Origin of the sequence: Micromonospora sp. M71_S20, from assembly GCF_003664255.1 — a bacterium.
Classification (GTDB): Bacteria; Actinomycetota; Actinomycetes; order Mycobacteriales; family Micromonosporaceae; genus Micromonospora.
In genome coordinates this window covers 37412-48130 of sequence record NZ_RCCV01000004.1, presented here as the reverse complement: position 1 = coordinate 48130, position 10719 = coordinate 37412, and the positions used below count along the sequence as shown (strand labels likewise).

The window sequence follows — 10719 nt, the reverse complement described above, 5'->3', positions numbered from 1 at the left end:
CGGCGGCGCACCGTCGCCATGCCTTCCTGATGCTGCCTGCCACCACCTCACCGGGGGTGAGCCCGTCGGTGAGCTCGGGATCCAGCTGGGCGGCGACCGCGGGGAAACCGTGTGGCGAGCGAGTTGGTCACCGACGGACGCAGTCCTCGGCAGCACGGGCAGCCGCTGGACATTTAGGTGCGGCCGGAGACGGGTGCCGGCCCGACGTGATGGGGCCCTTTCGGGCAGCGCCACCACACCTTGCGACCGCTGCCGGCCGAAAGCGCTGCGACGTCGAGATCGCCGTTCAGGTCGGGGTCAATCTGATCGAGAAGACGGGGATGGGTCTCACGCAGTGGCCTGCCGGTCATTTCCGGGCTACGGCGCGGGGCCGGCACTGATGTCACATGATCATATTTCCGAGCAGGTATGACACTCTACTGCAGATGATCCGCTCATATGCTCGACGGTCTGAGAGTTGCGGACGTGAATGCGTGATCGCGGCCCCGGAGGGCCGCCGGACCGGGACTTCGCGCAGCCGGAGCCGGCGCGCGCCGACCCGCACTACGCCATCGCCGACCCGAAGCCCGCAACCTCCAACGGTTCGCTCGGCGAGCCCGTGGGACCGTGGTGTCAGGTGCGCCGGCACCGATCCCGGACTTCGGCAAGGACCGCACGCTCCGAGCCGTTGGCCGGGCCATCGGCCACGGCGATCTCCTCCGCCATGGCGACGATGTCGCTCAAATCCCCCGGCGTGGCGTCCAGACGTTCCCACACGTCGCCGGGTCGGAAGTCAACAACGCTCCCGAGTTCGTCGACGGACATCTGGTGCTGATCACGGACCATCATGCCGAGGTACCGAAACAGCGTCTTTTCGGCGGCAGACGTATTCTGGTCTGCCCGGATAACCATCCACGCAACCCACAACATCAACTCCGGATGCCGGGTTCGCTGCGACAGCCGGCGCGCCAGTTCGACCAGCCGCGCTTCCTCCCGGAAGATCTTCTTCGCGTGCCGGCCCGCCGCCTTGGTCGTGCGATGGTTCATCACCACCGCAGTGGGCACCCCGAGCACCGGAATGCCGGTTTTGATAACGGTCCGCTGCAGGAGATGCTTCCCGACGATCGGAAAACTCTTCGCGGTGGTCAGCGCCGCACCGGAGTAGAAACGCTTGACCACCTGCCGAGCCGCTTCCGGGGCCGCTTTGATCACCACCGACCGGGTAACCTCGCCGGCTTTGACCGGCAGGATCGCCCGGACAAGCATCCACATGTCCTCAGGGTCCGACAGGTCCAGCGGAATCTGGTAGAGGACCGCGATGTCGTAGACCAAGCGGAGCTGCATCCTGGTGACGAACGCAACGTCGTAGATTAGCGACGCGGCTGCGGCTGGCAACGCGGCTCGGGATGCGCCTCCGCGGGATCCGATCGTGGTAACGACGGCAGCCGAGTACGCGCTAGCCGACAGTCCGCCTTTGATCGCCGCGTTCCGGGCCGCCGCCCTGATCCGCTCATCGACGACACCGTCGATCGGCATTCCCGGATATCGGTCCCGGAAATACTGCGCGTTGGCCTTCGCGGTGTAGGTATGCAGTGCGTGCGCGAGCAGCTTCGCGAACCAGTCACCTGACACGACGTCGTCCCAGGGCAGCCCTTGGGCGAACCTCTCAACCTCGGCCCGCTCGTACTCGACAACTGCGTGCTCAGCAGCGTCATCGTGGCCGGCAACCTCAGCCGTACCTTCGGTCATAGCGAGCTTCCCCACGTGTTCAGCACGAGATCCAATAACCTGCCGACATCTCAGCAGCGACCACCCGGGCCGGCACCTACTTCCACGATTACCGGTCGCGCGCAACGCTAGCCGGTCAGCGCCAACTGACACCGCGCGGCCACCGCACCTCACAGCAGGTCAGCACGACCATGGCCCCAATGCCAAGGAGCACCGCCCGGAAGCCCACCCTCGGGAGTGTCAAGAAGACGGCTTCGGCGAGGAGCGGTGGTCTGCGCTGCGTCCTACGTGACCGGTCGGTCCGCAATCATGACACTCGAGCGACTTGATCGGAACGGCGTGGCCTGGGTGGTGGAAGGGAAGGCGTCGCCGGGACCGCTGTCGACAGAGGCAGACAGCAGAGCAAGACCCGAGGTCGTCGCTCGGCTCCCTCACACAACCCGCGGCGGCGAGGATGTCAGGGAACCAGCCGCAGCACCGGACGCTGATGCACCAGCCCGAGGACTTCGCGGGTTCGTTCCACCGACCAGCCGAGTTCCTGAGCCAGCGCAGGAACGGTCAGCCCGGTCTCCTGTGCGGCGAGTTCGAACGCCTGCCGCAGCATGACCGGCTGTTCACCGGGATAACGGTCTACCGACTCGGTGGCGAAACCCGTCTCCTGCCGCAGCTGCGCCAGCCGGCGCCAGGCGCGGCCGGCAGCCTGATCGGACAGCAGACCGACCTCCCGGCAGCGATATAACAGGGAGTCGATGCTGACTCCCCAGATCCGCTGCAGTTCGGCGAGCCGACGCAGATCGGCGCGAGGGGGCAGTTCCGGCAGGATGCTGGAGCGGGGGGTCAGGAACTCTGCGGCGAACGTGTCGGCTTCCCGTTCATGCTGTGTGTCACCGGGTGCGGTGTCGCCGTGTAAGACCAAGTGCCCGAGTTCGTGGGCACCAGTGAACCGGTACCGGTAGATGTCGTCGGTGCGGTTCGCGGTGAGCACCATGATCGGCCTTAGGTAGGCGGTGGAGAACGCATCCACCTCCCGGTCGGCATGATCCGGCGGTGGAGTGTTGACCACGATGCCATGTGCCTCCAGGTGCCGGACCAGATGCGGTATCGGGCCCGCCCCCAGCCCCCAGTAGGCACGCAGCGCCCGGGCGGCCTCGACCGGGGAACGGGGAAGCTCGACACCGGAATGCATCTCCCCGCCGGCGAACCCAGGCAGGTCGACCAGAGGCAACTGCACGCGTTTCTCCAGCGCCAACGTGAGCTCACCCACCTGATTGACATGAGCGATCGCCTTGTCCCGCTGCCATGCCCGTGCGGTGCGGAGGCTACGGAAGTGCGCCCCCGACGCGTCGATACGGGCGTGCGGCCGGCCGGCGACGAAGAAGGCGATCGGCACGTTGAGCTCATCAGCGAGTCGCGGGAGCAGGTCTGGCCGAGGTTTGGTGACTCCGGCCTCATACTGACCCACTGCCGCGGGGGTCACCCCGACCGCCTCGGCGACCTCCTTCTTGGTCTTACCGGCCAGATGGCGTGCCTGGGTCAGCCGTGCCGGGTCGAACACCTGGGCGACCGCGCCCGGCGTCGGAGCGGCGTCGGCCTCCGCGCCGGGCAGCAGTGACAGCTGACGGTTACCGGTCCTCTTCATCAGCCTTGAGTGTTTCCGGAGCCCGCTCGATTACTGGCGGGAACACGTCGTTGTTGGCTCGCTCGACCGGGGGCCGCGCACTCAGCGGAACCGTCGGCATGGTGCCGTTGTCGAACCGGGTGTTGCCTACGGTGTCACCGGCGACGCGAGGCTCGGGAACCGATACCGGCGAACCGGTCACGGGGGCGCCGACCGGTAGCGGCTCGTAGCAGCCGGGCAGCCACCGCAGATGGCCTGCGCCGTCAACGAGTTCCCCCTCGCCCCAGGCGGCGTCGATCAAGCCGCTGTGCTCATTGCAGGCGAACGCGACCAGGATCAGTTTCGTCGTCGGCGGCAGCATGTCCAGCGCTGACCGGAACTCGTCGTCGTCGGCGCTGGGCTCGGGATCGGGGGCGAACAGCGGGAACGGATCGGCCTGGTGGGTGGGTTCGGGACCGAACCGCTGGAACAGTTCGGTGACCATCGCGCTGACCCGGCCGTCGGTTACCCGGGCGTCGCTCAGCGCGGTAGCGCCGTCCTTGGCGTACCGAAACGGATAGAACAAGTTGTCGCCGAACAGCACGAGATTGTGCGGCGATCCCGCCGGGCGGACCAACTGGACGTCGTCCATGTCCCGCAGCGCCTCGACCAGCCGTTCGTACTTGCGCACTGCGAGTGTCCAGCCGAAGGTGTAGAGCTTGTCGCTCTTGCCTTCCTTGTGGGCGTCCTGCGCGTCGATCACCGCCGCCCGCAATGCCTCTACCGCGGCATCGCGCATGTGTTCCGCGCGTTCACCGAAGCGTTGCCGAGCCCAACCGCCGATCGGATGATCCACTGTCGACCCCTTCACGTCACTTCACCGACATGCGGAAACCATAGCATTGACACTTTAGTTGATCGCGGATTTCGTTCACTTGGTTGGGCTCGGCGAGCCGTGCTCTTCGCGGTGGTCGTGCATGGCCGGTGTCGGGTGCTGACGGCGGACGTCGTCACAGCGCGACGATGGTCGACTTCGCGCGGGTCAGCGCGACGTAGAGGATGCGGTGATTGCTGTTGAGCGGGTCGAGACCGCCCGCGAGTGCTGCCTTCTCCGTGCCGGTCAGGCAGACTCCGACGGCCTCCCATTCTCGGCCCTTGGCCTGGTGCACTGTGAGGCCGGGGACAGGATGGGTGACGTTGCGGTGCAGGAACGCCCGCAGCCACTTCAGTGGTTCGGTGTAGGCGTGGTGTCGGGGCCGGAAGTGGCGGGTGGACTCGGTGCCGATCGCTGTCACGAGGGCGTCCCAGGTGTCGTTGACAGCTGTCATCGCGGGCGAACGCAGGATGTCCAGCACGTCGATCAGGTGTGGGCGCAGCCGGTCACGGGCTGCCGGGTCGGTGATGCCGAGCAGCCGGTAGGACTCCTCGGCGAACACGGCATGCTGACCGAACGCGGCGCTGGTCACCAGATCCGCCAGCAGAGTAGCGGCGGCCCGCTCGACGGTGTTGGGGCTGTTGAACGACATCGGCAGAACATCGCCGCCGGCGGTCCATAGGGTCTTCCACTCGTGGGCCAGGACAACGTCGAGGGCAGCGCCGTCACGAGGTGGCACGGCGACCGGTTTCCGGTCACGCAGATCCCGAGTGAGAGCGATGCAGTGCGGGCTGCGGAACCGGAACGAGCGGGTGAGTCGATAGGTGCGTAGTCCTTGGGCAATGACGAAACCGGTGATCAGGTGAGCGCGGGCGCCCCGGAACTCGTACAGTGCCTGCCACGGATCGCCGATCAGGGTCACTGTGACGCCGTGGTGCCTGGCCAGGCTGATCAGGTCGAGGTCGAGCTGGTTGGCGTCGAAGACCTCGTCGATGAGCAGGCCGCGGATGGTGGCCGCCAAATAGCCGCCGAGGAACGCAGCGAGGTGCCGGTCACTCAACGCCGCCGCGACGACGGCACGTACGTCGTCGTGGGTGCAGGTGCCAGCGAGGATGTTCTCCCAGTACGGCGGGCCGGTTATCCGCGCTTCGAGGGAGGCCTTCACCCGGGTCCGGACTATGGTTCGGTCACGTAGCGTCAGCGTCTGTTTCGTGGTGGTACGGGCGTGAGGGTGGGCGGTGCTCCATTTGTCGAGCACCCGCAGGTCGGCGTGTCCTTGCGGCCATGTCAGCTCCCCACGGCGCAGGAGATGATGTAGTAGTTCCACCAGCAGGGTGTCGATGGTGACGACCCGGTTCGGTGGCCGCAGAGCTCCGGGGCCCCAGGTACGTACGATGCGCTGGCGCAGTTCCCAGGTTGCGGCGCGGGTGAAGCTGACTGCGACGATCGCCCGAGGGTCGGCCAGGGTGCTGTAGTGCAGGAATCCGTACCGTTCGGCGGCCACCGTTGTCTTACCGGAGCCGGGCGCCGCCTCGATGAACACAGCCGGTTCAGTCGCGGCTGCGGCGAGCAGCTGTTCGCTGGTCAGCCCCTTACCCGTGGCCGCCGGCGTTACGGGTGTCGCGGATCCGGTCGCTGATGCGCCCATTGGTCGCCGCTCGGTCAGAACGGCAGGTCGGTGGTGACCGGGTCGGGCAGGGCGGCGTTCGGATCGGACAAGAAGTCGTAGAGCGCTGCGATGTGCCCGGGAACGGTGATCGCCGCCGGGTCGGTACGGACGCGGTGTTCCAGCAGTTGCGCCAGGTTGAGGGAGAACTGCGCCTTCAGCGCCTTGCCGGGGCCCTCCGGGCGGGTGCCGTCGGAGCTTCTGCTGGCGAACAGTCGGTAGACGCCGGCCACGTCGAGCGGCTCGGGCACGTCCAGGCCGGTCTCGTGCAGTGCGGCGGTGAACAGGTCCTCGTTGCCGGTGACGAGTGATGGTTCGAGGGTGGGATGGCTAATGAAATATCTCAGCGTGTCCTGATCGTAGCTGCCGACCCACGCGGGTGGGCCGTACGACGCGTCCGGCTGCTTGTCGCTGTCGGCGAGGACCGCGACCCGGGTCGCGAGTTCGTAGCCGGGTGTCGCGAGCAGCTGCGCCGGCCATTCGCCGACTTTCCAGCCCATCACCGTGATCGTGAGCGCGTCAACGAAGGCCGCCTTGTCGATATCGTCGCCGGCCCAGACCCGGCCGAACAGTCGTAGCACCGCGGCCTCGGTGACGCCTTCGACGAACAGGACCCGTTCGGAGAACAGCGCTGCTGACCGGGTCGCGTCCATGTGCAGCCGGGCGAACCGCAGTACCTTGTCACGGTCCCCGCGGGGCAGGAGCCCGACCGGCCGCGTCACGTGAGCACCACTGGCGGTACGGCGCACCACGACCAGTTCCTCGGGCAGGCAGGAGGCGACGATGTCGGTGGCGTGGCTCGACAGGATTACCTGCAGCTCCGGACGCTGCTCGACCACCTGGCGAAGATACCGGGCCAGGGCGTGCTGCAGCTGCGGGTGCAGGTGCGCCTCTGGTTCCTCGATCACGACGGTGGCGTGGAACGGCGTCGACGGGAAGAACGAGTCGTCCTCCGAGTCTCGCTCGGCTTTAGCCTGCGCCAATCTGGCTGTGGCAGCCGCCACCTGCGCGTCCGGATCATCCACGGGTTCCTGCACGCCCGAGACGTCTCCCTCCGGCGGAACCACCATCGGTGCATCGATGCCCGGTGTGACGGTTTCACCGCCGGGTGCAGTGCCGGTTGCCATGGCCTTGACGTCTGCGGCCGTGTCGGCCGCGTGCAGGGCTGTCGAATCCGGGATCGCGGCCAAGGTCACCGCGATGTGCAACAGGTTGACGTACCCGAGCCCGCTGATTTCGAGCTGACGGGCCTCGGCCCGGTCTGCGACCGTAGCGAGCATCAGCTCCAGCACCCGGGCCAGGTATTCGTCGTTGACCGCTTGGCCCCGCACGAACGGCCACTGCCGTGAGATCCCGGCGGTCAGATGCCGCAGATGTTCACCGACACGCTGCTCGATACTTTGCAAGATTTCGTGCTGGGCCAGCGTGTCCAGCAAGCCTGCCGCCATGCCCCGCAGCGTCCGCAAGTTACGGCTGCCGGTCAGCCGCTGCTGCTGTGCGCGCAGCAGTTCCACCAGCACACGGGCCTCTCGGCGGGCGAGGTCGTCGACTGGATTACGCCACGCCGGCAGATAGATCACCCGGACGTCGTTGATCAGGTCGGTGGCGTGTTCCAGGTTCGTGGCGACGCGCCCGAGGTCCCGGCGTAGCCCGTACGTCCAGGTTCCCGCGATGCCGGTGCTAACCGTTCCCGCTGCCACTTGCAGTTTGGTGCCCAGCGGCCCCTCGTCCATGGGGCTCGCGGCGTACGAGTACTCCACTGTGATGCTGCGGCCGCCGGGGCCGAGAGTTGTCGACGGAGGGTTGGGAAGGCGGGGAAACCGCAGCCGGTGGCCCAGGAAGACCGCATCGCAGATCGTCGACTTGCCGGCATTGTTGGCACCGAGCAGCACCGAGAACCGTCCTGGGATGGTGCACTCGAGGACGCCGTTGGCGCTGGCTCGGAACCCGGTTATCACCAACTTGCTGAGATGCATCGGCTGTATCCCCGTAACATAGCGCCGTTCGACTTGCCGATGGACCAGTGTGCCGCACCGCGACAACGACCGGAACCCGCAGAAGACGGATTAGACGCTTCGCAAGCGCTGATCTCTGAGGGCTGTGACTCTCGAACGCGGTATTGAGGTCGTCGATCACTTGGGCCTAGCAGCTCACGGTCGCCCGGAGCACCTCGATCTCCTCACGGAGTTCTCGGTTGGTCTTCTCAAGCTGCTCTCGGTGCGTGAGCTTCCACCGCTTCACGTCGGCTTCGAGAGCAAGCTGGATGACGGTGAGGTCGCCGTTGGACCGCAGCGGTGCTCCGGCCAGCAGACGTTCGATCGCCGCCTCGATCTGCTTTCGCTCCGACCTGACCTCTGCTTCTGGCGTGGTCATGCGGCTTTCCGTCGGGCTGCGAGGGCGATGCGTCGGCGTCGTGCTTCTCGGTGATCCGGTGGAGCGTCGCTTCCTCGCGCTGGTGTCGGATCGGTGGCGCGAGAGGGTCAGCGACGACATCAGCCACATGGCTGGCATCAACGCGGAGCTCATTGACGTCGCGGTCGGTCCGCGCGATGTTGCCGCAGTAGGGCCGGCAGTCGTCCAAGGCAGGTGTGCGGCGGCTGTCCGCGGTGCGTGGAGAGGGAAGCTCGCAAGCGGCGGTCGGGGCGCTGAAGACGCAGGTCATGCCTCTGCCGGGGGAGATTTGCAGGTTGAGGTTCGAGGTGATGGCGTGGACCTGTTGCCTGCTGCGTAGGACGCGGCCGGCGAAGGTCGCCTTCGCGTCACCGACTCGCTGGCGGTAGGTGTCGGCGGCCGGCCCGCTGACGTGTTCACCGTCTTCGAGTCGCTGCTGGTCCTCCAGGATCTCGTCCAGCCGTTGGAGGAACTCCTCGACGGCAGTGACGTCTGGAAAGCCGGACGCGAAGCTGCCGCCATAGCCGAGCATGATCTGGGTGCGGACGTGGCCGTACTGGATCGTGGCGCCCACCAGCCCGCGAGGGCGGCGGATGATGTGCCAGGCCAGCGTGCGCCGGAACCGGCGGCTGAGGAGCGGTCGGCCGGACGGGCAGGCAGGGATGTTGTCGCTGTGCTGATTCTCTGCGCAGTAGGCGTTGACAGCGGCCACGAACTCGCTGGGCTGGGTCGCCGCTGGGCACGGGCCAGCTCCCGCGTATCAGCGCAGGGCAACTGCGGTGGCGCCGGAGGTTGCGAGGTCGCGGATCGCTCGATGAGCGTGTTCGGCGTTCACCAGGGCCGGGCGGCCGGTGCCTGGGATCGGCAAGGTCACGTAGTGGCAATTGACGCACCAGGTGCCTGCGCGCCAGACGCTCATCGCTCGCGCCGTCGTCACGGCTGACTGCCGCGTACGTCGCCAGCGTGCAGCCGCCACGACTGCCGTCAGGGCGGCGGCCGTGGTGAGGACCGCTGCCATGAACAGCGCTGCTGAGGCGTCCTGCGTGGAAGTCGTCGACGAGGCCAGCAGCCCGTAGAGGATGAAGAGGGCCAGCGCGGCGCATCCTGCTGCCGCTGTGGCTGGGCGTGACGCGGAGGGCTGCGCGGCGGGGGGACGCAGTTGTGTCGCCAGCAGGCTCGATGACCTGGTGCGGCTGCGACTGCGGACGGCGACTGCGCCCCCGACGATGGTGGTGGTGGTGGATGTGCGCGCCATGCGTGTCCCCGCTGCGTGCACTGCGGGCAGGGCGCGGGCTGTGCCAGTAGTTCCACAGTGGTGACAGGTCGACCCGTTCGCCATGCCTTAGAGTATGGCAAGCACCTCCGGCACCGGCCAGGGCTTTCGGCACGAGTGCGGCCTCGATGCTCAGTTGGTGGCTACCGCGCCCCGCATCGGTGAGCCGCCGGGGGCCGTGGCGTAGGGGTCTGGCTCGCTCAGCTCGGGTCGCCAGTTGTTGAGGGGTACGAGGCCGGGTGCCAGGGTGCGGTAGTCGCCGAGTAGTGCGGCGATCTGCTCGTCGGTGCGCAGGGTGATCTCGGTAGCGGCGCGGGCGCGGAAGACGTTCTTCGCCGTGGTCACGCCGTCTTCGCCGTAGGTGTCGGTCACTGCGGCGCTCAGGTGTGAGATCACGATGGCGCTGCCGGGGGCGAGCCGGTCGCGGATCGGCGCGACGACGTCATTGATGCGCTCGTCGGGCACCTGCTGGAGTACGGCGCAGTAGATGAGGGCGGTGGGCTTGTTGAGGTCGATCACCGTGGCGGGGTCACCGTCGTCGAGGGCGTCGAGGATGAGGTCGGGGCGGTTGAAGTCGCCCTCGATGGCGCGGCAGCCGGGGTTGCCCGTCAGGATCTCGTTGGAGGCGACGACGGCGACAGGGTCGATGTCGACGTACAGAACTCTGCTGGTGGGGTCGATGGCTTGGGCGATCTCGTGCACGTTGCCCTGGGTGGGGATGCCGGAGCCGAGGTCGAGGAACTGGGTGATGCCGGCCTCGGCCAGCACTCGGACGGCGCGGCGCAGGAACAGGCGGTTGGACCAGGCGATGTCGGCCGCTTCGGGGACGACCTGGATGAGCTGTTGTGCCGCTTCGCGGTCGGCGGGGAAGTTGTGCTTGCCGCCGAGGAGGTAGTCGTAGATGCGTGCGACGGTGGCCCGTCCGCCGGCTGCGGCGTGTGTGTCAGGTTGCTGGTCGCTCACTGCTCCTCCGTCTTGTGGACGTGTGCGGTGGCACGTTGGTGTCGGTGGATGAGGAGGGGGAGCTTAGCCGACGTGGCTGTTCCAGCGGGGTGCGATGATCGGGTACTCGCAGGTGACCCTTTGGGCGCTACACTCTGACCTTTCGATCATCACTGATCGTAGTTTCGGGAGGTCGGTGTGGTGTGGGCTCGTGCGCGTCTGCGGCGGCGTCTGCGTAAGGCAAGAGTGCCACCGCCGCCCGAGCCCTA

Annotated in this window: 9 protein-coding genes; all 9 read right to left on the bottom strand. The window is 67.2% G+C overall.

Annotated elements, in window-relative coordinates; all coding sequences use genetic code 11:
- Positions 1-173 precede the first annotated feature (173 nt).
- Positions 174-350, bottom strand: coding sequence for a zinc-ribbon domain-containing protein (locus DER29_RS36395; protein WP_121400983.1), 177 nt, complete (start codon positions 348-350; stop codon positions 174-176).
- 262 nt (positions 351-612) lie between these two features.
- Positions 613-1728 (bottom strand): hypothetical protein, encoded by a 1116-nt coding sequence (locus DER29_RS29600; protein ID WP_121401432.1) that lies wholly within the window; start codon positions 1726-1728, stop codon positions 613-615.
- Positions 1729-2164: 436 nt separating this feature from the next.
- A complete protein-coding gene (locus DER29_RS29595; RefSeq protein WP_121400982.1) occupies positions 2165-3346 on the bottom strand; it encodes an ImmA/IrrE family metallo-endopeptidase in 1182 nt (393 codons plus the stop codon).
- Entirely contained in the window at positions 3330-4160 is an 831-nt protein-coding gene (locus DER29_RS29590) for a hypothetical protein (RefSeq protein WP_148710127.1), read from the bottom strand. The genes DER29_RS29595 and DER29_RS29590 overlap by 17 nt, the downstream gene beginning before the upstream one ends.
- Before the next feature lie 154 nt (positions 4161-4314).
- Positions 4315-5826 carry a UvrD-helicase domain-containing protein gene (locus DER29_RS29585; protein ID WP_121400980.1) on the bottom strand — a complete coding sequence of 504 codons (1512 nt, stop codon included), beginning with the start codon at positions 5824-5826 and terminating at the stop codon, positions 4315-4317.
- 14 nt (positions 5827-5840) lie between these two features.
- Positions 5841-7820 (bottom strand): ATP-dependent endonuclease, encoded by a 1980-nt coding sequence (locus tag DER29_RS29580; protein WP_121400979.1) that lies wholly within the window; start codon positions 7818-7820, stop codon positions 5841-5843.
- 227 nt (positions 7821-8047) lie between these two features.
- Positions 8048-8947, bottom strand: a complete 900-nt coding sequence (locus DER29_RS34325; RefSeq protein ID WP_158619098.1) for a hypothetical protein — start codon at positions 8945-8947, stop codon at positions 8048-8050.
- 48 nt (positions 8948-8995) lie between these two features.
- A complete protein-coding gene (locus DER29_RS33985) occupies positions 8996-9490 on the bottom strand; it encodes a hypothetical protein (RefSeq protein ID WP_148710126.1) in 495 nt (164 codons plus the stop codon).
- Between the two features lie 150 nt (positions 9491-9640).
- Positions 9641-10471, bottom strand: a complete 831-nt coding sequence (locus DER29_RS29565; RefSeq protein WP_121400976.1) for an SAM-dependent methyltransferase — start codon at positions 10469-10471, stop codon at positions 9641-9643.
- Positions 10472-10719 lie beyond the last annotated feature (248 nt).

Excerpts from the sequence above, each read along its gene's own strand:
- DER29_RS36395 (WP_121400983.1), bottom strand. The coding sequence starts at position 350 with ATGACCGGCAGGCCACTGCGTGAGACCCATCCCCGTCTTCTCGATCAG.
- DER29_RS29600 (WP_121401432.1), bottom strand. The coding sequence starts at position 1,728 with ATGACCGAAGGTACGGCTGAGGTTGCCGGCCACGATGACGCTGCTGAG.
- DER29_RS29595 (WP_121400982.1), bottom strand. The coding sequence starts at position 3,346 with ATGAAGAGGACCGGTAACCGTCAGCTGTCACTGCTGCCCGGCGCGGAG.
- DER29_RS29585 (WP_121400980.1), bottom strand. The coding sequence starts at position 5,826 with ATGGGCGCATCAGCGACCGGATCCGCGACACCCGTAACGCCGGCGGCC.
- DER29_RS29580 (WP_121400979.1), bottom strand. The coding sequence starts at position 7,820 with ATGCATCTCAGCAAGTTGGTGATAACCGGGTTCCGAGCCAGCGCCAAC.
- DER29_RS33985 (WP_148710126.1), bottom strand. The coding sequence starts at position 9,490 with ATGGCGCGCACATCCACCACCACCACCATCGTCGGGGGCGCAGTCGCC.